This window comes from Pseudomonas sp. ASL8, assembly GCF_056680355.1.
The window spans coordinates 3,460,297-3,481,840 of sequence record NZ_CM155278.1 but is presented as its reverse complement, the minus strand read 5'-3'; the positions used below and the strand labels follow the sequence as shown (position 1 = coordinate 3,481,840).

22 protein-coding genes are annotated in these 21,544 nt (G+C 58.1%); 14 read left to right on the top strand and 8 right to left on the bottom strand.

Annotation, left to right across the window (positions count from 1 at the left end; genetic code table 11):
• Positions 1-10 precede the first annotated feature (10 nt).
• The 3 genes from AC1MEA_RS16030 to ampC form a co-directional block, all read right to left on the bottom strand.
• Positions 11-925 (bottom strand): hypothetical protein, encoded by a 915-nt coding sequence (locus tag AC1MEA_RS16030; protein WP_219061367.1) that lies wholly within the window; start codon positions 923-925, stop codon positions 11-13.
• Between the two features lie 152 nt (positions 926-1,077).
• Positions 1,078-1,419 (bottom strand): carboxymuconolactone decarboxylase family protein, encoded by a 342-nt coding sequence (locus tag AC1MEA_RS16025; protein ID WP_449635908.1) that lies wholly within the window; start codon positions 1,417-1,419, stop codon positions 1,078-1,080.
• Positions 1,420-1,828: 409 nt separating this feature from the next.
• On the bottom strand, positions 1,829-3,010 hold the full coding sequence (ampC, locus tag AC1MEA_RS16020) for a class C beta-lactamase (RefSeq protein ID WP_480416750.1): 1,182 nt from the start codon (positions 3,008-3,010) through the stop codon (positions 1,829-1,831).
• Positions 3,011-3,607: 597 nt separating this feature from the next.
• Between ampC and ssuD the strand changes: the two genes are divergently transcribed.
• The 4 genes from ssuD to AC1MEA_RS16000 all read left to right on the top strand — a co-directional run bounded on the left by ssuD (position 3,608) and on the right by AC1MEA_RS16000 (position 7,868).
• Positions 3,608-4,747, top strand: a complete 1,140-nt coding sequence (gene ssuD, locus AC1MEA_RS16015) for an FMNH2-dependent alkanesulfonate monooxygenase (RefSeq protein WP_480416749.1) — start codon at positions 3,608-3,610, stop codon at positions 4,745-4,747.
• A gap of 72 nt (positions 4,748-4,819) precedes the next feature.
• Positions 4,820-6,052, top strand: a complete 1,233-nt coding sequence (locus tag AC1MEA_RS16010) for an acyl-CoA dehydrogenase family protein (RefSeq protein ID WP_480416748.1) — start codon at positions 4,820-4,822, stop codon at positions 6,050-6,052.
• Positions 6,053-6,060: 8 nt separating this feature from the next.
• Complete coding sequence (locus tag AC1MEA_RS16005; protein ID WP_480416747.1) at positions 6,061-7,167, top strand: sigma-54 interaction domain-containing protein; 1,107 nt, start codon at positions 6,061-6,063, stop codon at positions 7,165-7,167.
• Between the two features lie 266 nt (positions 7,168-7,433).
• Positions 7,434-7,868, top strand: a complete 435-nt coding sequence (locus AC1MEA_RS16000; RefSeq protein ID WP_219061372.1) for a hypothetical protein — start codon at positions 7,434-7,436, stop codon at positions 7,866-7,868.
• A gap of 86 nt (positions 7,869-7,954) precedes the next feature.
• Here AC1MEA_RS16000 and AC1MEA_RS15995 read toward each other — a convergent pair whose 3' ends face one another.
• Positions 7,955-9,394, bottom strand: coding sequence for an FAD/NAD(P)-binding protein (locus AC1MEA_RS15995; RefSeq protein ID WP_480416746.1), 1,440 nt, complete (start codon positions 9,392-9,394; stop codon positions 7,955-7,957).
• Between the two features lie 198 nt (positions 9,395-9,592).
• Positions 9,593-10,156, bottom strand: a complete 564-nt coding sequence (locus AC1MEA_RS15990; protein ID WP_480416745.1) for a helix-turn-helix domain-containing protein — start codon at positions 10,154-10,156, stop codon at positions 9,593-9,595.
• Positions 10,157-10,259: 103 nt separating this feature from the next.
• Here AC1MEA_RS15990 and AC1MEA_RS15985 point away from each other — a divergent pair, with 103 nt between their 5' ends.
• The 7 genes from AC1MEA_RS15985 to AC1MEA_RS15955 all read left to right on the top strand — a co-directional run bounded on the left by AC1MEA_RS15985 (position 10,260) and on the right by AC1MEA_RS15955 (position 17,449).
• Positions 10,260-11,186: a DMT family transporter gene (locus AC1MEA_RS15985; protein WP_219061375.1), complete on the top strand. Its 927-nt coding sequence runs from the start codon at positions 10,260-10,262 to the stop codon at positions 11,184-11,186.
• Positions 11,187-11,379: 193 nt separating this feature from the next.
• Positions 11,380-14,298 carry a monovalent cation/H+ antiporter subunit A gene (locus AC1MEA_RS15980; RefSeq protein ID WP_480416744.1) on the top strand — a complete coding sequence of 973 codons (2,919 nt, stop codon included), beginning with the start codon at positions 11,380-11,382 and terminating at the stop codon, positions 14,296-14,298.
• Entirely contained in the window at positions 14,298-14,642 is a 345-nt protein-coding gene (locus tag AC1MEA_RS15975; RefSeq protein WP_219061377.1) for a Na+/H+ antiporter subunit C, read from the top strand. Before AC1MEA_RS15980 ends, AC1MEA_RS15975 begins: the two co-directional genes overlap by 1 nt.
• Complete coding sequence (locus tag AC1MEA_RS15970) at positions 14,639-16,315, top strand: monovalent cation/H+ antiporter subunit D (protein WP_480416743.1); 1,677 nt, start codon at positions 14,639-14,641, stop codon at positions 16,313-16,315. Before AC1MEA_RS15975 ends, AC1MEA_RS15970 begins: the two co-directional genes overlap by 4 nt.
• Complete coding sequence (locus AC1MEA_RS15965) at positions 16,312-16,800, top strand: Na+/H+ antiporter subunit E (RefSeq protein WP_480416742.1); 489 nt, start codon at positions 16,312-16,314, stop codon at positions 16,798-16,800. Before AC1MEA_RS15970 ends, AC1MEA_RS15965 begins: the two co-directional genes overlap by 4 nt.
• Positions 16,797-17,075 carry a K+/H+ antiporter subunit F gene (locus tag AC1MEA_RS15960; protein WP_449635903.1) on the top strand — a complete coding sequence of 93 codons (279 nt, stop codon included), beginning with the start codon at positions 16,797-16,799 and terminating at the stop codon, positions 17,073-17,075. The genes AC1MEA_RS15965 and AC1MEA_RS15960 overlap by 4 nt, the downstream gene beginning before the upstream one ends.
• Positions 17,072-17,449, top strand: a complete 378-nt coding sequence (locus AC1MEA_RS15955) for a Na+/H+ antiporter subunit G (protein ID WP_480416741.1) — start codon at positions 17,072-17,074, stop codon at positions 17,447-17,449. Before AC1MEA_RS15960 ends, AC1MEA_RS15955 begins: the two co-directional genes overlap by 4 nt.
• A 328-nt stretch (positions 17,450-17,777) precedes the next feature.
• On the opposite strand, the gene AC1MEA_RS15950 is transcribed toward AC1MEA_RS15955, so the two are convergent.
• Complete coding sequence (locus AC1MEA_RS15950) at positions 17,778-18,245, bottom strand: hypothetical protein (RefSeq protein ID WP_219061382.1); 468 nt, start codon at positions 18,243-18,245, stop codon at positions 17,778-17,780.
• Between the two features lie 537 nt (positions 18,246-18,782).
• Between AC1MEA_RS15950 and AC1MEA_RS15945 the strand changes: the two genes are divergently transcribed.
• On the top strand, positions 18,783-19,013 hold the full coding sequence (locus AC1MEA_RS15945; RefSeq protein ID WP_449635902.1) for a hypothetical protein: 231 nt from the start codon (positions 18,783-18,785) through the stop codon (positions 19,011-19,013).
• Between the two features lie 205 nt (positions 19,014-19,218).
• Complete coding sequence (locus AC1MEA_RS15940) at positions 19,219-19,455, top strand: DUF2789 domain-containing protein (RefSeq protein WP_449635901.1); 237 nt, start codon at positions 19,219-19,221, stop codon at positions 19,453-19,455.
• Positions 19,456-19,480: 25 nt separating this feature from the next.
• Here the strand turns inward: AC1MEA_RS15940 and AC1MEA_RS15935 are convergent, their stop codons facing one another.
• Together AC1MEA_RS15935 and AC1MEA_RS15930 are read right to left on the bottom strand one after the other, a co-directional pair.
• Positions 19,481-19,669, bottom strand: coding sequence for a hypothetical protein (locus AC1MEA_RS15935; protein ID WP_480416740.1), 189 nt, complete (start codon positions 19,667-19,669; stop codon positions 19,481-19,483).
• Between the two features lie 166 nt (positions 19,670-19,835).
• Positions 19,836-21,263 carry a T6SS phospholipase effector Tle1-like catalytic domain-containing protein gene (locus tag AC1MEA_RS15930; protein WP_480918155.1) on the bottom strand — a complete coding sequence of 476 codons (1,428 nt, stop codon included), beginning with the start codon at positions 21,261-21,263 and terminating at the stop codon, positions 19,836-19,838.
• On the opposite strand from AC1MEA_RS15930, the gene AC1MEA_RS15925 reads away from it, so the two are divergent.
• Positions 21,195-21,359 carry a hypothetical protein gene (locus AC1MEA_RS15925; protein WP_480918227.1) on the top strand — a complete coding sequence of 55 codons (165 nt, stop codon included), beginning with the start codon at positions 21,195-21,197 and terminating at the stop codon, positions 21,357-21,359. The two genes, AC1MEA_RS15930 and AC1MEA_RS15925, sit on opposite strands and share 69 nt — an antisense overlap.
• The last annotated feature ends 185 nt before the right edge of the window (positions 21,360-21,544 follow it).

The window sequence follows — 21,544 nt, the reverse complement described above, 5'->3', positions numbered from 1 at the left end:
ACGACAGGGCTCAGTGACCGAGCAGGGCCGGATCAGTTTCGCTCGGAGGCGCCTCGAAGCGGCTGGCCCACTCACCCAACTGGCTCAAGCGAATATCCAGTTCGTTGAGCAGTCGCGCGGTCGTCTCGCGAACTTCCCGACCATTAAACAAGCCTGGCTCTTTGGTGTAGAGCTTATAACGCTGATTGATCTCGGCCGGACCCAGGACCTTCCACATCGCCTTGGCATTGTGGTTGACCAGTGCCACCAACATCCCGTTGGGGCTGTCGTCAGCGTTGCAGAAGATCAGCGAAACAACCTGGCCCTTGCGCATGGGGATGTTGCTGTCGAACAGATAGATCGGCTTTTCGACCCCGTCCGGCAGTCGTATCCAGAATTCATGGGCCGTATTGGTGGTGGCGTTGACGAAGGAGTGGCTGGACACATTCATGCTCACCGAGCCGGTCCCTTGCCAAAGAAACCCGCCACCTGTGCCACTGAGCGAATGGCTGGCAGACATCCTCACCTCAGAACGCTTGTCAGACGCCAGTACTTCGCCCGTGATGCACATGAAGTTCAACGCGCGACCGTAATGGTTGAATTTCTCGTCGATGAACGCCAGTGACCGCGGGGTAAGGGTCATCAAGTACATGGTCCTTACGTACTCAGCGTGAGCCACCTTGTCGTTTCGGGCTTTCTCTTGCAGAACCGCACGTTGAACCTTGGCTTCTTCGAGCGCCTTGATCGCCTGCGCCTTAATGATCGGCGATTTTTCCTGGGCATAAGCGCTGGCTTTTGCAGACGCCTGCTTGATCACGGGAGCGGCCTTGTCAGCCATTTCAACAGCGGCCTTCTTGCCTTTCTCCATCAACTCGGACGTGCGAGCGAGCAGATCAGGAGAGGCCTCATTGATCTTGTTCTTGATTTTGTCCAGGAAACTGCTCACGTACGTATCCTCTCTTTCCATTGAATGGACCGATGGTATGGCAAATGGCCTGTAGCGAATAGCCGCGATCCGGACAGAAACCGCTGACTGGCAAGACATACCCATGCGCCTGCCAGCCAGCAAGGCATTTCCTGACCGCTCAAGGCAGGACGCTAGCTCTTCAAGGCATCGTAAGCTTCGAGTGCGTGCAGCGAGAAGATGTACGCGGCACCGGCATTCAACGAAATGGCCGTGGCGAGCGCGGCGGCCACTTCCTCGCGACTGGCACCGGCCTTGATCGCCGCTTCAGAGTGCGCACCGATACATCCGTCGCAGCGGGTGGTGATGGCCACGGCCAGGGAAATCAACTCCCGGGTCTTGGCGTCCAGCACGTTGTTCTCAGCGGATGCTTCATCCAGCGCCTGGTAAGCGCTGACCATTTTCGGATTGGATTTAGCTAATAAACCAAAGCTTTTCTTGATGGTGGCAACGAGATCAGACCAATTGAGGAACATGTTGGTATCTCCTTTTTGAGCCGGGCATAGGCTGCGACGGCAACCCAGACAGTATTGACCAACAGCCCTGAGCGAGCGTGGGCGCCACGCTCAACTTCCGCTCCGGCGGTCGCAAACTCCATCGATAAACGCTTCGCGCCACCGGCCTGTCATTGCGTCTGGCAGGGAACGTCTTGCGGTGCCGATTCGAATCCAACCGGCATTCCGACGATAAATCCACCAAACAAGCCCGCAACTATTAACCCGACATTGCCAAAATCCATTACTACGCCCCCACAAAATAAAGCGTGACTCGATGCACATTCGGCGCGGAGCGTAGTAATTTTTTATGACCATTTATCTCAATATGATATTTATTTATATTTTTTTACCCATTCGGATCATACGTCAGCACGCTCTGCACTTGACCTCAGTGCTCTGCTCGCGAGCAGCAATCCAATTTGCTCAGGATTTGATACGCCAAACGAACCCGGTGCTCGTTGGGATAATTTTTGTTGGCCAGGATCACAATGCCGAGCTTCTTCGCCGGAATGAAGGCAACGTAGGCTCCAAACCCGCTGGTTGAGCCCGTCTTGTTTACCCAGACCGCCTGTTGCGGGGGCTGGGGCGGCGTCAGCTCGGTGGCCGCCTGACTCTCATAAGCCATCTTGTCAGAGTTACCTTCCAGTAGCGTATCGAGCTTCACCGGGTAGCCATACTGCTCCCAGATCAGGTCCTGGGTCATCGGCCCAACCTGGAAGTAACCTATATGGGTATCAGCGATCGCGCGCTTAAGCGTGGCGTCTGTCTGGGCAAGGTTCAGGTTAGCCTCGACGAAGCGAATCAAGTCCTGGACGCTGGTTTTCACTCCGTAGGCTTCGTCGGCAAGCACGCCAGGGCTAAGCCTGACTGGAGCGTCCTGTTTGTTATAGCCCTGTGCATAGAGCGACATCTTGTTCGAAGGCACATTGATGTAGCTGCCGTGCATGCCGAGTTTCGGAAAGAGTTGGGTCTCAAGAGCCTCATCGAAGGGAATGTCCATGCTCTTGGCCGCAATCATCCCAAGCAAGCCGATACTGGGGTTGGCGTAAGTCCTGTGGGTGCCAGGGGCGAATGAGGGCTGCCAAGACCTGAAGTAGTCCATCAACTGCTCGTTGTTCTGGACGTCATCAGGGACCTGAAGGGGAAACCCTCCCGCCGTATGAGTCCCCAAGTTGATCAGCGTCACCTTGTCCAACTGGCTGCCCTGGAGCTGCGGCAGATACTTGCCGGGGTTGTCGCTGAGTGCGAGCCGACCGTTGACCTGAGCGTAAGTGGCCAGGGTCGCCGTGAACGTTTTGCTGATCGATCCGATCTCGAACAGCGTATCGCGGGTGACCTTTCGCCCGGTTTCCCTGGAGGCCACCCCGTAGTTGTAGAAGCTTTGCTTACCATTAGCGGTAACTGCAATAGCCAGGCCGGGAATCTTGTACTGCTGCATGACCGACTGGGCGGCGTCTTGCACGAGGTTGTCGATATCTGGCTTTTCCGTATCCGCAGCTGCGGAGGTGCCGAACAAAGCCGCGCAGGCAAGAAAGAGAAACGGTGCGCACAGTCTTCCATTTGAGTGCATTCGATCGTCCTTTGGGAGTTTTTATTGGACGGCGAAAATTATCACAGGGCTGAGTTTCTCCATAACCGCCGTTTGACGACTCTCGGTACTGAAGTACCTTTTTCGATGATCAAACACAAACCATGTCCCATGCCATCAGTTGCATGATGCGTCTACGTGCGCGCCTATGACGGCGCCTTAAGCGTGTCGGGCCTCGCAGCCGATATCCGAAGCCCCGCGTAGCACTGCAAGCCTTGCAGGGCCCTGAGCACAGGACTCACATATATAAAAAAGTTATAAAAATATGGAATTAGGTTCTTTTGCGGAATAACTCAGAGGCTTTATAACTAGCACTGACTCGACGCAGTGTTGGCCCAGCAACTGTTTACCCGGCAACAGTCATTCAACAAAAGCGTTGCCAGTGAACAGGTGACTGACGTTAGCCAGCGCTGCCCAAGGTGTGAATACGAGGGGGTGTTCGTTGGTACAGCTCTTGCTCAGAGCCCGTGAACTTCATCATCGATTGAGACACCGCTTTTTTTGCCCTACTGCATAACGCGCCGTACCGCTGTTCGGCGTCCATAAAAAATTGGCTGCACATTGTTTGAAGGATTTGTCATGGATGTTTTCTGGTTTCTCCCTACTCACGGCGACGGCCATTACCTGGGCACCACCAAAGGCGCCCGCCCCGTCACCCTGAATTACCTCAAACAAGTGGCCCAGGCAGCAGATGACCTGGGTTATCACGGGGTACTGATCCCCACCGGTCGCTCTTGCGAAGACTCCTGGGTCATCGCCTCGGCGCTGGTGCCATTGACCGAGCGCCTGAAGTATCTAGTGGCCATCCGTCCCGGCATCATCTCGCCGACCGTGTCCGCGCGGATGGCAGCAACCCTGGATCGACTGTCCGGTGGCCGACTGTTGATTAACGTGGTGACTGGCGGCGACCCGGATGAAAACCGTGGCGACGGTATCTATCTCGATCACAGCGAGCGCTACGAAGTCACCGACGAGTTTCTGCACATCTGGCGTCGCGTGCTGCAAGGCGAAGCTGTGGATTTTGAAGGCAAGCACTTGCGCGTGCAGAACGCCAAAGCGCTGTACCCACCGATTCAGAAACCTTACCCGCCGCTGTACTTCGGTGGATCTTCCGAGGCCGCTCACGAACTGGCCGCCGACCAGGTGGATGTCTACCTGACATGGGGCGAGCCACCCGCCGCCGTCGCCGAGAAGATCGCTGACGTTCGCGAACGGGCCGCACGCAAGGGACGCACCGTGCGTTTCGGTATTCGTCTGCATGTGATTGTGCGTGAAACCAGCGAAGAGGCCTGGAAAGCCGCCGATACCCTGATCGAACACATCAGTGACGAAACCATCGCGGCCGCGCAGAAGTCGTTTTCACGCTTCGACTCCGAGGGCCAACGGCGCATGGCGGCGCTGCACGACGGGCGCCGGGATAATCTGGAAATCGCACCGAACCTGTGGGCCGGTGTCGGCCTGGTTCGTGGCGGGGCTGGCACCGCGCTGGTGGGCAATCCACAAGAGGTCGCGGTAAGGATCAAAGAGTATGCGGACCTGGGGATCGAGAGTTTCATTTTCTCCGGTTATCCACACCTGGAAGAAGCCTATCGTTTTGCCGAGTTGGTATTCCCGCTGCTGCCCGAACCCTACGCGAGCCTGGCCGGTCGCGGGATCACCAACCTGACCGGTCCGTTTGGCGAAATGATCGCCAATGACTTGCCGCCTCAGGCCAAGTGATCGGTTGCGCCTGACATACCGTTTTCGCGGGTAAGCCTGCTCACACAGCCTGAACAGGATCGGGGGGGGTGCATGACCCGCCCGTCCGACCCTGCATTCATCATTGAGGAAACCCGTGTGACTGCCAAGCCGCCAAGCGCCCCGTCCACGCCCTTGCAGACAGCCCAAAAACTGGCTGCACAATTTGCCGAAACCGCTGCCGAGCGCGATGAACGGGGTGGTACCCCTAAAGTCGAGCGCGACGCGCTGCGCGAAAGCGGTCTGCTGGCGTTAAGCATTCCTCGTCAATATGGCGGACTAGGTGGGCGCTGGAGTGAAACCTTGAACGTCGTTCGCGAGTTCGCCAAGGTCGACAGCTCCATCGCTCACGTCTTCGGTTTCCATCATTTGATGTTGGCCACCGTGCGCCTGTTCGCCAAGCCGGAACAATGGCAGCCCTGGTTCGAGCAAACCGCGCGCAAGAATTGGTTCTGGGGCAACGCCCTCAACCCGCTGGACACGCGCACTGTCGTCAAAACATTCAACGGCTGGCGGGAATTCTCCGGCAAAAAAAGCTTCTGCTCCGGGGCCAGTGATTCACAAATGCTGATCGCTTCGGCCGTGGACGAAACGGCGGGCGGCAAGTTGCTGATCGCCGCCATCCCCAGCGGACGCAGCGGTATCACCCTGCATAAAGACTGGAACAACATGGGCCAGCGTCAGACCGACAGTGGCAGTGCCAGCTTTGAGCGGGTGCGGGTCGACGAGTCGGAATTGCTCCTTGATCCCGGCCCTTTGAGCACGCCCTTCGCCTGCTTGCGTCCGCTGATCGCGCAACTGACGTTCACCCATATGTTTCTCGGTATCGCCGAGGGAGCCTTCAATGAAGCGCGGCAATACACCCTCACCGAAACCCGCACCTGGTTCAAATCCACTGCCGAGGACATCCGCCAGGACCCTTATGTGTTGGCACACTACGGGGAATTCTGGGTAGCGCTGGAAGGTGTGCGGTTGCTGGTAGAACGGGCCGCCGAATTGCTCGATGCCGCTTGGGCCAAAGGCCCGGATCTGAGCAGCGAGGAGCGCGGCAATCTGGCAACAGCGATCGCCACCGCAAAAGTCGCCGCCACCCGCCAAGGCCTTGAGCTGTGTAGCAAGCTGTTCGAGGTAACGGGGGCACGCTCGACCCACGCGTCCCTGCGACTCGACCGGCATTGGCGCAATCTGCGCACTCAGACCTTGCACGATCCTGTGGATTACAAACTCCACGAACTGGGTGACTGGGCATTGAACCGATCTCTGCCTGTCCCGACCTTCTACTCATAGTGATAGAGATGCCCATGCAGCTTCTGACCTTACCCCCATCTCCAGCCTTGGCGACGTCGATACGGGCCACCGCCCAGGTCTTCGAAGATCCAAAATCCCAGGCCCTGTTGGCGCATGTGCAGCAGGTCGCGCCCAGTGAAGCCAGTGTGTTGATCATCGGCGAAACCGGCACCGGCAAGGAGCTGGTCGCGCGCCATATCCATAACCTCAGTGCCCGGCGCAATCGCCCCTTCGTGGCGGTCAACTGCGGGGCCTTTTCCGAATCGCTGGTCGAGGCCGAGTTGTTCGGTCACGAAAAAGGTGCCTTCACCGGCGCCCTCAGCGCTAAAGCCGGCTGGTTTGAAGAGGCCAATGGCGGCACGCTGTTCCTTGATGAGATAGGCGATCTGCCAATGCCTATCCAGGTAAAACTGCTCCGGGTGTTGCAGGAGCGTGAAGTGGTGCGCCTGGGCTCACGCAAAAGCATCCCCATTGATGTGCGGGTCCTGGCGGCCACCAACGTGCAGTTGGAGAAAGCCATCAATGCAGGGCATTTTCGCGAGGATCTGTATTACCGGCTGGACGTGGTCAGCCTGGAGTTGAGTCCGCTGCGCGAGCGTCCCGGCGATATCCTGCCATTGACCCGGCACTTCATCGAGGTCTATAGCAAGCGCTTGGGTTACGGCCCGATCAGCATCAGCGCAGAAGCCGAACACAAACTCAGGAGCTACAGCTGGCCAGGCAATATCCGCGAACTGGAAAACGTCATCCACCACACCCTGCTCATCTGCCGCAACGGGTTGATCCAGCACGACGATCTGCGCCTGTCGAACATGCGCATCGAGCGCCTGGATGATTCGGCGCCTGTCGACGAATCCGCCGAGGCGCTGCTGACGCGAGCGTTCCAGACCCTGTTCGAAGAGCAAGCGGGCGCCCTGCACGAAAAAGTCGAAGACGCCCTCTTGCGCGCGGCCTATCGCTTCAGCCATTACAACCAGGTGCACACCGCCAACCTGCTCGGGTTGAGCCGCAACGTCACGCGGACCCGGTTGATCAAGATTGGCGAGCTGGCAGTGAACAAACGGCGTCCCAGTGAACAGACGACAGGGGATCGTGTGCTCCAGCTGTCCATCTGAACGCCAATCGGGTGTCTGGCACGGAACGGGATTAAAAAGGTGTAGGACCGTAGCGTTTGGATCAGAAAAAAGTCTCTTCAACCGCTCAAACCCAGCATTTCCGGGGAAAAATACTAACTATTTACTACCGTACGAAATTCCCTACTAAACCTAGTCACGAACCCTTCTTCTATGCAGGAAGCGTCTGACAGATTCAGGGATCGACTCCCGTTATGGTTGCGCCGGCTTATTTATGCCCGAGCACTAACCACCAGGAGTCACCAAACATGAAGAAGTTATACCTTGCTGCCGCTGTCGCCACCCTGATCGCAACAACCAGCGGCTGCGTGAGCTATAACATGAGCCAGCCAACCGCGCCGATCGCTGGCTCGGTCACCGCTGACCTGAAAGCCGATGTGAAAGTCGGGGAACAAATCAGCGGCGAATCGTCTACCACGATCCTGTTCGGCTGGCTGAGCGTGGGTGGCGATACCCAGTTCGCTGATGGCGTTACTTACGGTGGTGCGGGCGGTTCCGCAATCGGCCTGCCTGACCCGATCTCCGCAGTGAAAGCTGCCGCCGCGTTCAAAGCTGTGAAAAGCTCCGGTTCCGACCTGATCGTCGCACCTCGCTACGAAGTCAACGTTGAAGACTACTTCCTGTTCAAGAAGGTCAACGTCAAGGTTACTGGCAACAAAGGCAGCATCAACAGCATCCGCTAAGGACTGCTCGCTCGCTCTGGATTGAACCCCAGTGACGTGAACGAACGCCGCTCAGCACATATCCGCTGAGCGGCGTTTTTTATGAGTCAGTGTTTATCCAGCGAAGCCAATCGCTCCGCCAAGGCTTTGGCCTGACTGGCAACGTCGGTCACTGCCGTACTTTCCCACCACATTCCGCGCAGCGGCGGGCCCATGGCGAACAGTCGCGATGAGACGTTCCCTTGCGCATCGAGCAACGCACCACCGGGCTGCGCGGCAATCCCAAGCGCCAGCGGACCTGGGCGGACAAGGCCCCGCGCCAAAAGCTGCCTGGGCAATGCACGGTCCACCCGACGCCAGTCGTATTCGATGCCCGTGGAGTTAATCAAGGCATCGCCAATGACGTGCGACGACTCAGATTCTCCGCGACGACGGATGCGAATCTGTACCTGTCCTGTCGGCAGCACTTCCACCCCCTGCAATGACGCGGCGTGGATGGTCAGCCGTCCCTCCTCCACACGTCGCGCCAGCAATGCTGCACTTGGCGGCGGTGAACGATGGTGATGGCTTTCCCACCAGGGCCGCACATGGCGAACGAATTGTCGACGCTGCACATCGCTGGCCTGGGACCAAAGACGGCCAATGTGCGTGCGAACCGTGTCCAGCGGCGCCTGCCAATCAATCCCGTCAGCAATGGCTTGTTCGCATTGCTCGCGAACCTTGCGCAGTAACTGCCGCGTGCTGCGAATACTGTGATCTTCGTCCAGAAAATCCACCCACACCGGCGGCTGGCGGCGGACGTGGGGCAACAGACCGTGACGGGAAAATACGTCGATCAACCCGCGATGCCCGGCTTGTTGCAAGGACACCAATGCATCGACCATGGTCAGGCCCGAGCCGATGATCAGTACGTTTGCCAGAGGATCGAGCTGGCGCATGGCGTCGACATCCCAAGGATCGACAGACGCTGCATTAAGCCCGCTGGACTCGCGTTGCGGGGTGCGCGCAGCAGGGAACATGCCTGTGGCCAGCACCGCGAACGTGCCCTGCAATTGGCTGCCATCGCTCAGGGTGATACGCACACCCGCGTCACTGCTTTCCAGATCAGTTGCTTCGCTGTGCACATGTTCCAGGCTAGATCCGTATGGCGCTCCGAGCACCCGCGCGTCTGCCAATCGTTGCTGCACATACAGACCAAAAATACCCCGTGGCGGGAACAGCTCTGCCACGGGTACGTGTTGCTCGGCAGACTCCGGCCAGCCGCCAGCCGCAATGTAGTCGCCCAGCCATTGTGTCAGGTCATCAGGGTTGTCGGGATCGACACCCATGCGTGCAGCGTTGCCATTGAGGGTGTGGCCCAATTCAGTCGCGCTGTAGGCCTCGCCACGTCCCAGTTCACTGCGCGACTCGACAATCAAAATCCGTCGTTTACCTGGCAGTCTCAATAATTGCGCGGCCAACATGCTGCCGCTCAGGCCGCCACCTACAATTAAAATATCGGCTGTACGGACGGCAGAAATCGCCTGCCCTGAATGCGACTCGGTCATTCCCCTATCCTTCAAAAAGCGCAGCAAAAAGTGATGTCTGCCACATACCTTGCACAGGGCATGCCTGATCAAAAATGACCGCTTTTCTTGGCCTTGGCTGCAATCAGGCGGTGAAAAAGTCCAGCAAACCTACACAGTGTTCAAACGCTGTTGATGGGCGAACAGTTCGCGAGCCATCACCCCTCCTCCGTGGACGGCTCACAGCACCACGTTGCGCACAAACCGCACAGCCACCGATCCATCGTTTCGGTAGGTATGGGCCTGACTGCTGGCGAACATGTAGAACTCGCCGCGTTCAACGCGGTGGACGCTATCGGTCAGACCGATATTCAAGCAACCTTCGAACACATAGACCTGCTCACTCCAGCCTTCGGGGTCGGCTTCCGACGCATAAACTTCACCCGGCTCCAGGCAAAACTCCCACAATTCGACTTCGCGCTTGGCCACGGCCTTTGCCAGAAGCACTGCTTTGCTGCCGGGGATCAGTCCCGCCCACGCGACCTCGTTGATGCGGCTGGGGTCGCGCACATCCGGGGCCTGGATCAAATCACTGAATGCCACGTCCAGCGCATCGGCTACCCGATCAAGGGTTGCCAGGCTGACGTTTTTCTCGCCCGCCTCTATCGCCACCAGCATTCTGCGGCTCACCCCGGATTTCTCTGCCAAGGCACTCTGACTAAGGTCTGCGGCATTGCGTAAACGGCGCACATTCTGACTGACGTGTTGTAGCACCGGGGCTCTCTGAGCGATGTCTTTGTGCACTATATTGCTCGCCTGATTCGATTTGCGCAGTATACTGCCCACTTTCGACGCATTCTGCGTCTCACCTTTGTCACACGCAAGCCCCAATAGCCCGGTGAACACCATGAAGTCTACCCGCCTGACGCCACGAATCAGTAAAGCAGAAGCTGTATTGATCCTGATCACCGTGATCTGGGGCGGGACGTTTCTGCTGGTGCAGCATGCACTGACTTCCAGTGGACCGCTGTTTTTCGTCGGACTGCGGTTCGCCGCCGCCGCGAGCATCGTGGCCCTTTTTTCCCTGCGAATTCTACGCGACCTGACGCTGCTCGAGTTCAAGGCCGGGGTCTTCATCGGTGTGTCGATCATGCTCGGCTATGGCCTGCAAACCATCGGCCTGCAAACCATTCCAAGCAGCCAGTCTGCCTTTATCACCGCGTTGTATGTGCCTTTCGTACCGTTGTTGCAATGGCTGGTGCTGGGACGTCGTCCGGGTTTGATGCCAAGTCTGGGCATTGGCCTGGCCTTTGCCGGGTTGATGCTGTTGTCCGGGCCTAATGGCGCCTCGCTGAATTTCAGCCCCGGTGAAATAGCCACCGTGGTCAGCGCGGTGGCGATTGCCGGCGAAATTATTCTGATCGGCGCCTACGCCGGCAAAGTCGATGTTCGGCGAGTGACTGTGGTGCAACTGGCAACCGCCTCGGTGTTGTCGTTTCTGATGGTCGTCCCGACCGGAGAGCCGCTCCCACCGTTCTCCTGGTTGTTGGTGATCAGCGCGGTGGGCCTCGGGGCTGCGAGCGCGGCGATTCAAGTCGCAATGAACTGGGCGCAGAAAACCGTTTCGCCCACCCGTGCCACCGTGATCTATGCCGGTGAGCCCGTGTGGGCCGGAATTGCCGGACGTCTGGCCGGCGAACGCTTACCCGCCATCGCCTTGCTCGGTGCGGCGTTAATCGTTGCAGGAGTGATTGTCAGCGAGCTTAAAGTGCGGGCCAAGGCGGCAGTGGAAGAAGAAAAAGGTCGAGGTGAGGCATTGAGCGAGGCGGATTGAGTCCAATAACACCTAGCTAACGGACAGCCTCAGGGCACGAAAACGACCGCCCCGTCACAACAAATCCCTCGCAAAGCCGGGCCCCCAACTACCCTTGCCTGCAGCCTTTGTAGGATTCTGCCACAGCTTGCGGGTTGGTGATCTGGGACCTGCCACGTATGATTCCAGATAATTCCCAGCAGATTAGAAGCCTATGTCCCTGATAGTTCTACTGCTTTTGCCTTTTATCGGCAGCTGTCTCGCGGCCCTTTTGCCGCACAATGCGCGTAACGCTGAATCCATCCTGGCAGGCCTCGTGAGTCTGATAGGCGCGGTCCAGGTCGCCCTGTGGTACCCGCAGATCGCTGACGGCGGCGTGATTCGACAGGAATTCTTCTGGTTACCCAGCCTGGGTCTGAACTTCGTTCTGCGAATGGATGGTTTTGCCTGGCTGTTTTCCATACTGGTGTTGGGCATCGGAGCGCTGGTGTCCTTGTATGCGCGTTATTACATGTCGCCTGATGACCCGGTGCCGCGCTTTTTCGCCTTTTTCCTCGCGTTCATGGGCGCCATGCTGGGCCTGGTGATCTCCGGCAATCTGATCCAGATCGTATTTTTCTGGGAGCTGACCAGTCTTTTCTCTTTCTTGCTGATCGGCTACTGGCACCATCGCGCCGACGCCCGCCGAGGCGCCTACATGGCGCTGGTGGTCACCGGGGCTGGCGGCCTCGCCTTATTGGTGGGGGTCATGCTGCTCGGCCATGTGGTCGGCAGCTATGATCTGGACAAAGTGCTGGCGGCGGGTGACGAAATTCGTGCCCACGCCCTGTACCCGGTGTTGCTGCCGTTGATACTGATTGGCGCCTTGAGCAAGAGCGCGCAGTTCCCTTTTCACTTCTGGCTGCCCCACGCCATGGCCGCACCAACCCCGGTTTCGGCCTACCTGCACTCAGCGACCATGGTCAAGGCCGGGGTATTTTTGCTGGCGCGATTCTGGCCGGTATTGTCGGGCACTGAAGAATGGTTCTGGATCGTCGGCGGGGCCGGCGCCTGCACGTTGCTGTTGGGTGCCTACACAGCGATTTTCCAGACCGACCTCAAAGGCCTGCTGGCCTACTCGACTATCAGCCATCTGGGCCTGATCACCCTGCTACTTGGCCTGAACAGTCCGTTGGCCGCCGTGGCGGCAGTGTTCCATATTCTCAATCACGCCACCTTCAAGGCCTCGCTGTTCATGGCCGCCGGGATCATCGACCATGAAAGCGGTACCCGCGACATTCGGCGGCTCAGCGGCCTGATCAAGATGATGCCGTATACCGCCACCCTGGCCATGGTCGCCAGTGCGTCAATGGCCGGGATTCCGCTGCTGAACGGCTTTCTTTCCAAGGAAATGTTCTTCGCCGAGACCGTGTTCATCTCCTCTACCGCGTGGGTCGAGATGGCTCTGCCTGTCATCGCGACCATTGCCGGGAGCTTCAGCGTTGTCTATGCGCTGCGCTTTACCGTGGATGTATTTTTCGGCCCAAAAGCCACCGACCTGCCCCATACACCTCACGAACCGCCACGCTGGATGCGCGCACCTGTTGAACTACTGGTGCTGGCCTGCCTGATCGTCGGCATCTTCCCCGCGCAGTCCGTGGGCCCGCTGTTGGCCACTGCCGCGCGGCCGGTCGTGGGGGGCACGCTGCCCGAATACAACCTGGCGATCTGGCATGGCTGGAATACGCCGATGATCATGAGCCTGCTGGCCATGGTCGGCGGCATCGTGCTGTATCTGCTGTTGCGCCCGGCCTTCAAACAGGAGCGATTTACCGGTGCGCCCCTGGTCTCCCGCCTCAATGGCAAGCATCTGTTCGAGCGCAGCCTGGTATTGATGGTGCGTTGCGCACGGCGTTTCGAGCGAAAGATCAGCACCCGCCGCCTGCAGGCCCAGCTATTTCTGCTGGTCCTGGTCGCTTTCGTTGGCGGACTGATTCCGCTCTACCACAGTGGCCTGACCTGGGGTGATCGACCAAAGATTCCAGGCTCGGCGGTGTTCGTGACGCTGTGGCTGATTGCGATTGCCTGCGCACTGGGCGCCGCATGGCAGGCCAAATATCACCGTCTCGCGGCATTGACCATGGTCAGCGTCTGCGGATTGATGATCTGCATCACCTTCGTCTGGTTCTCTGCCCCGGACCTGGCCCTGACCCAGTTAGTGGTGGAGGTAGTCACCACCGTGCTGATTCTGCTGGGCCTGCGCTGGCTGCCACGACGCAACGAAAACGTCGCGCCACTGCCGAGCACCCTCAGCCAGGCTCGGGCACGCCGTCTGCGTGACTTGCTGCTGGCAGTGTTGGTCGGTGGCGGCATGGCGCTGCTGTCTTATGCGATGCTGACTCGGCCAACGCCCAATACGATCTCCTCGTTCTATCTCAGCCGCGCCCTGCCTCAAGGTGGCGGCAGCAACGTGGTAAACGTGATGCTGGTGGACTTCCGCGGCTTCGATACCTTGGGCGAAATCACTGTATTGGCGGCCGTCGCCCTGACGATATTCGCGTTGTTAAGACGTTTCCGCCCTCCCAAGGAAAGCATTCCGCTGCCCGCTCAGCAGCGCTTGCTGGCGCGTGACGTGGTCACCGACCTGGTTAATCCGCGTAGCGCCAGTGACACCGCATTGGGCTTCATGATGGTGCCGGCTGTGCTGGTGCGCTTGTTGTTGCCGATTGCCTTCGTGGTGTCGATGTACCTGTTCATGCGCGGGCACAACTTGCCAGGCGGCGGATTCGTCGCCGGACTGGTGATGTCCGTGGCCTTCATTCTTCAATACATGGTGGCAGGAACGCAGTGGGTGGAGGCGCAAATGAGTCTGCGTCCACTGCGCTGGATGGGCACCGGGATGTTTTTTGCGATGTTCACCGGACTGGGTTCGATGGCACTCGGCTACCCGTTCATGACCACCCATACCGCGCACCTGCAATTGCCGCTGCTGGGCGATATCCACTTCGCCAGCGCGCTGTTCTTCGATATCGGCGTGTACGCCGTGGTAGTCGGCTCGACGCTGCTGATCCTCACGGCCTTGGCTCACCAATCGGTGCGAAGCCATCGACCGACCTCGCAGCCCAAACCCATAGCAACGCAAGGAGCCGCCTGATGGAAGAAGTCATCGCAATCGCCATCGGTGTACTGGTGGCCTCAGGCGTCTGGCTGATCCTGCGACCTCGAACCTTTCAAGTGGTGATGGGCCTGTGCTTGCTGTCCTACGGGGTCAACCTGTTCATCTTCAGCATGGGCAGCCTGTTTATCGGCAAGGAACCGATCATCAAGGACGGAGTGCCGCAAGACTTGCTCAATTACACCGACCCCCTGCCGCAAGCCCTGGTCTTGACGGCGATTGTCATCAGCTTCGCCATGACCGCTCTGTTTCTGGTACTGCTACTGGCCTCGCGAGGCCTGACCGGCACCGACCACGTGGATGGTCGGGAGCCTAAAGAATGACGTTGATGAATCAACTGATCGTCGCCCCCATTCTGCTCCCCCTGCTGACCGCCGCCCTGATGTTGATGCTCGGCGAAAAGCATCGTCCGTTGAAAGCCCGAATCAACCTGCTCTCCACCTTACTTGGGCTGGCGATCTCGATCAGTTTGTTGATAGGGGTCCAGCAGGCAGGTACCACGGGCTCCATCGGCGTATACCTGCCGGGTAACTGGGAAGCGCCTTTTGGCATCGTGCTGGTGGTCGATCATCTTTCCGCGCTGATGCTGGTGCTGACCGGGATCATCGGTGTCTGTGCCCTGCTCTTCGCCCTGGCCCGCTGGGACCGGGCCGGCGCCAGCTTTCATGCCTTGTTCCAGATCCAGCTGTTGGGCCTTTATGGCGCCTTCCTGACCGCCGACCTGTTCAACCTGTTTGTGTTCTTCGAGGTGCTGCTGGCCGCGTCTTATGGGCTGATGCTCCACGGTTCGGGACGCGCACGCGTCTCGACAGGGCTGCATTACATCACCATCAATCTGGTGGCCTCGTCGTTGTTCCTGATTGGAGCGGCGCTGATTTATGGCGTCACCGGCACCCTGAACATGGCCGATCTGGCGATAAAGATCCCGTTAGTGCCCGAATCCGATCGCGGCCTATTGCATGCCGGCGCCGCTATTCTTGCCACGGCGTTCCTGGCCAAGGCTGGCATGTGGCCGCTGAACTTCTGGCTGGTGCCGGCCTACTCGGCAGCCAGCGCGCCCGTGGCAGCGATGTTCGCGATCATGACCAAAGTCGGTGTCTACACCGTGCTGCGGCTCTGGACCCTGCTATTTTCCGGGCAAGCAGGCGCCTCAGCGTTTTTTGGCGGTGACTGGCTGATCTATGGCGGCATGGCGACAATTTTCACGGCCGCCGTAGCGATTCTTGCCGCACAACGTCTGGAGCGCCTGGGCAGTCTGAGCATTCTGGTGTCGGCAGGTATCCTGCTGTCGGCCATCGGCTTTGCCCAACCCAGCCTGACCGCTGGCGCCCTGTTCTATCTGGTCAGTTCGACCCTGACCCTAAGTGCCCTGTTTCTGCTGGCCGAACTGATAGAACGCTCGCGTTCAGACAAAGAAATCCCCCTCTTCGAAGACGCGGAGCGGCCTCGCCCGGTGCAATCGGTGCAACCACTGCCGGGTATAAACCTCGATGAGGAACAGAAAGCCGTGGTCGGTCAGGTGATTCCTAGAACCATGGCCTTCCTTGGACTGAGCTTCATTGCTTGCGCCTTATTGATCATTGGCATGCCGCCTCTGTCCGGTTTTATTGGCAAGCTGACGTTGCTCAGTGCCTTGCTCAATCCACTGGGGCTGGATGTGGCCAAGGACGAATCGGTTTCAGGTCCCAGTTGGGCGCTGATTAGCCTGTTGATCTTCTCCGGGCTGGCCTCGCTGATCGCCTTTTCTCGCGTCGGCATTCAGCGTTTCTGGGCTCCGAGAGAGCGACCTTCGCCCACGCTGCGGCGCAATGAGTGCCTGCCCATCCTGATCCTGTTGGGCTTGTGCATTGCGCTCACGTTCAAAGCCGAGCCGCTGCTGCGCTACACCCAAGACACTGCGGCGGCCCTGCATGACCCGCAGCAATACGTGCTGTCAGTCATGGCCACCCGCCCACTGCCCGGTCCAACCACCGCCGCCCAGCAGGTGCAGCCATGAAGCGTCTGTTCCCGGCCCCGTGGCTATCGCTGGCGCTCTGGTCGCTATGGCTGGTGCTGAATCTGTCCTTCAGCCCCGGCAATCTGTTGCTCGGCGCACTGCTTGGGGTTTTCGCACCCCTACTGATGAAGCCGTTGCGCCCCCTGCCGGTACGGATTCGCAGGCCAGGCGTGATGCTGAAATTGTTCCTGCGGGTGGGATGCGACGTGGTGTCATCGAACATTGCCGTGAGCTGGACGGTATGGAACGCTAAACGGCGACCACCCCGCTCAGCGTTCGTCAAAGTGCCGCTTGACCTGCGTGATGCCAATGGCCTGGCGGCCTTGTCGATGATCACTACGGTCATTCCGGGCACGGTGTGGTCCGAACTGGCGCTGGACCGTAGCGTGTTGCTGATGCATGTGTTCGATCTGAACGATGAGGCGCAGTTCATCGAGCACTTTAAGCACTGTTACGAACGCCCGCTGATGGAGATTTTCCAATGAGTGCCCTGCTCTCCAACGCCATTTTGCTCAGCCTGTTCATCTTCGTGCTGGCGATGGTGCTGACCTTTATTCGGCTGTTCAAGGGCCCGTCCGCACAGGATCGGGTCCTCGCTCTGGACTACCTGTACATCATCGCCATGTTGATGATGCTGGTGCTGGGCATCCGCTACGCCAGCGACATGTACTTCGAGGCCGCGCTGTTGATTGCCCTGTTCGGCTTCGTCGCCTCCTTCGCGCTGGCGAAGTTCCTGCTGCGCGGCGAGGTGATCGAATGAATTCGCTCAGCGTGCTGCCGTTCTGGGTCGAGATCATCACTGCGGCGCTATTAGTCGCCAGCAGCCTGTTCGCCCTGACCGGCGCCCTCGGTCTGCTGCGCATGAAAGACTTCTTTCAGCGCATGCACCCACCCGCATTGGCGTCCACCTTGGGCGCATGGTGCGTAGCGCTGGCGTCGATCATCTATTTTTCGGCGCTTAAATCCGAACCGGTGATTCATGCCTGGTTGATCCCGGTACTGCTGTCTATCACCGTGCCGGTCACTACCCTGCTGCTGGCCCGTACCGGACTGTTCCGCAAACGCATGGCGGGGGATGACGTACCGCCAGAGGTCAGTGGCGATCGTAGCGAAGGTGATTCGGGCGGCAGCTGATTCGCGGCATGTCAGCTGCACCGCCTCATTTCAAGCTGGCGCTGACCTTGGTCGCAATGTCTGCGGGCAGCCACCAGCCTTCAGTCGCGCCCTTTACGATATCGCCGAGGCTGACCAATAGCGCACGAATTCCTCTCATGCTTGTGCAGCTCGAATCAATCTTTTCCGGAAACAGCTTCGCCTGAGCACGAGAAGCCAAGGCTTCAAAATACTCTGTCAGCAGATCGGAGTAGAGGTTCCTTTTCGTCGGAACCCGGCTTCGAGTGGTTGCCTTAACAAGGTGTACGCGCGTTCACGCTCGGGCAAACCGTAGCGTCTTGTTCTCGTGTTATTCACTGGCCTTGAATGTCAGCTCACCCTTGCGCCATTTCGCGGCTTTGCCGGTAACGGCTTTCAAGGTCTTGCTCAACGTACCTTGCAACTGCTCGTTGGCGGCAAAGACCGTGACCACGGCATGACCTTCCTTGAACACAATACCGTGGCCGTCGGGTGTATTAACGTAGGCGTAATCACCCAGGCCATAGACGGTCAACTTGATATCGCGAAACTTCAGTTCGAACTTGCCACCTTCACGGCTGGGCAATACGGCTGCACGAAAGTGATCGCCTACTTTGAGTTCCAGACGCGGTTTGTCGTCTACCACCAACGCGGTTTCGGTATCAATTTCAGCGATGTAAATGCCTTCGGCGGTTTGCTCGGTGACATAGACAAAACGGGATTGGAACTGCTTGACCAGCTTGGCACGAAGATCGCCAAGCACGAATAATGCGTGCATATCCAGATTACTTACTGCCAATGAAGAGTCCTCTAACTTGAAAATGATCTTGCCCGACAACGTTCGAGCACCACACAAAACGGGGTGGATACAGCTATTTATCGTCCCTGTTCGTCGCACAAAAATTATTGACTGACCTTGATCCAGCATCCCTGACGTTTCGAAGAGGATCGTCAACTTATAGCCCGGATGCCTGCCAACAACCCCGCACAGAATATTAATGGATAACCGACTCGGCGTCTCGCCACCCGGGCGTCCAGCCTTGCAGGAAATCACGCTTTCGGTTGCCAGAGGATAGCAGGCAACGAAGTCAGGAATAAAAACGCGATTCTACCGGCTAGCCCCCCCTACAGGGTATATACCTTTCGTCCGGCGACGACGCGAAAAACAGAAATCCACTCGTTAGGACCCGGCCCCGATAACCTGTCATTCGTCATCATAAGTACTAAACCCCGCCTGTCTACCTCAACAACTGCCATACTCGCCAACATCAAAAAAAGACAGACGATACGCCTGCGTGCCGTAGAGTAGTAACTCGTCATCCATGGGAAGGTAATAGTGATTGAATTTGATATTGGCGAGTTCTTCATCTGGGGCGAAGCCAAGGAAGTCGACGGCGAGTTCCAGGCTGTAATCGTGATGCGCGCCAAAGAAGCAAAAAACGCAATCAGCTACCACCAAGTCGAAAAAGACCGGTGGTTCAAAACAGCGGATGTCGCTGCGACTGCCGCAAAAGAAGCTGCCAAAGCCTTGAAAGAAGCGGTCGATGCAGGTGCTTTGAGCCTCTAGTTCACTGCCGTCGGAAGGGGCCAGTACTCGCCGGTTACCGTTACTGGTCATCGGCGCTCAGGATCAAGTACGAGAAGAATCTGTCACTGCCCGCTTATCCCGTCGAACTCTTGCCGGGCGCTGGCCTCTGATACGTTGCCACCGTTTTATTAACGACATTAACGGCGCCCACCACCGCACGGGGTTTTCCCGTCAAGGAGATCACATGGAATTGACTACGCCTACGCTGGCCACCCTCTTCGAACAACTGGGCCTTGAGTCAGACCCGGCCAGTATCGATGCATTCGTCTCCAGCCACTTTCTGCCAGAAAACATCAAGCTCTCCGAGGCCGACTTCTGGACACCGCAACAGGCGCGATTCCTGAAAGAAGAATTGCGCGAAGACGCCGAATGGGCGCTCGTTGTAGATGAACTCAATGAGCGGCTGCATCAGGCCAAGTAGTACCAACGCCGCATCGACCGCTCGATCAGGCCGCTATCGACAATTGAGCGGCCCATGCAGCGCGGCACTCTTCGGCTTCGCTGCGGGTGGAAAAAGCGGTTCCTCGGCGCTCTCCGTTGAGCAAGACCACCCAACAAACGCGACGCCCCTGAGCACGCATTGAAAGGGGAACCCCTGTACCTATCATCACGGCGACATCGACTTTGCTGTGCATGAGCATTCTCCCCGGACTTCACAAGCAACCTAACGATGGCGCCATCATAGAGACTTGCCCAGCCGGGAAAAAGCTATCGCCCGCATAGCTTCGTTACATAACCTGTAACAAAACCCCAGGACTGGCTCTTCGCCCAACCCTTTGCTGATACTTCATCGGGGACACCTTATCGGGGATAACCGGGCTGGCTGACGTGGGGGTGATGAACACGTCCGCCAGGCTGAGGCGCATGGACGAAAACGGCGTCACTCAGACTGCCACCACTAACGACTGCGGCGTTCCAGTGAGCGGAGCGATGGATATAGCGCTGGCGCAACATGCGCCGCTCACTTTCATCGAGCGTGTCGGGGCCGCCCTTGGCGTAGGCAATCAGCTTTTGCGCAACCACTTGCAACTCGGGTACAAGCCTCAACTCGGGGGTGTCCGGTATCGGCCCCAGAGGCACCCCCTCGGCACAGGCCAGCGCGTGCATCACGCGCAAATAGACCCTGGAAAGATGGCCGAATACACGACGTTCCAGACTCACAGCGGCCAGGACAGCTTTAACGCCGACCTTGTTGCTGCCTGCGCCGGGATAGTTCTCACAACATTCGACGCACAACGAAGCCCCCACATCCAGAGGATCGAGCCATTGACTGGCATCAATCGCCTGCAGATCCAACTCACTTTCCAGCCAGGCAGCGCTGGCGTGACAGTTCGTATCGAGGCTTACGATGCTTCGGCGCGGTCGGGTCAGAAATAGCTTTTCCCACACCTGCGGATGATAGCCACCGCCAACGTCCGAGTGCGCCCCTGGCACCACGACCTCCCTCGGCCAGTCCGGGGCGATGCTGTTCAAGGCGAAGTTACGCCGCAACTCATCGCCAGCGACCAAGTGCAACACCTGTTGTGCCGACCCTGGAGGCAGGTAGAGGTTGATCCCCCGGTTCGCGGCGTCCCGAACATTACCCCAATCTTTGAGACTACCCATGGCCGCGACGGTGTCGAACAAGCCGATCACTTTCAATCTCACGCTTGCGTTATGCCAGGCGAAATCTGGACTCCATGGGATTTGCTTCTGGTCGAGTAAGGGGCCAAGGGCACCTTTTGCCTGCTTCAACACTTCATTGGCAAAGTGCCGGGCGGCTGCAGCACCGCGACTGAAGCCGAAAAGATCGAGCTCCAGCCCCTCGATAACGCACCCTGGGTTCTCGGCCTTGAAAGCGTCGAGCACGGCACCCAGCTTTTTAACGCCCCTGGCAACCTTGGCGATGACACCCGTGCTGCCACGTCCGAAACTTTGGCCAGCCCACACTGAATCGCACTTCCCGGACGTTGTGCCGATGCCGCTTATATAAATCGGCCAGCACGCGCACCCTCCATTCTTCGTAGCCCTTACTTTGGACTGCCGAGAATAAAGCTCATACAACCTGGCCACATTGCTTAGATCATTACTGTAGCTACTGGCAGGCTGGGTATGGCGCCCCGCGCACTCCCTGATGTGTGCGTTATTTATCACGACCTGCGCACGGCAACGAGCCGCGATGTGGCTATTGATCCGATTGTTGCCTGTCCCGTCGAAAAACAGACCGATGCGCAGCGTAACACGGCGCATTTCCGGGGCACCGCTGCCCGCAGCCTGCTGGGTTGTTTCTATCACGCTCATGGTATTTTCGCCCTGTATGACACCGCTGAAAATCAGCCGGCTTAAATCAATAAACACTTCTGATTTAAAACAGCTTGCTCAGCCATACACAGGCGTCAAGGCACTCAAGACGATTTCAGAATCGTCCCACACACAACAAAGAAGTTAGAGAGTCAATTAACTAATAAGTCTTGCAAGGCAGACGAATAAAGCCGATTAAACGACGTAACGACTGCATTCATTTGAATGAA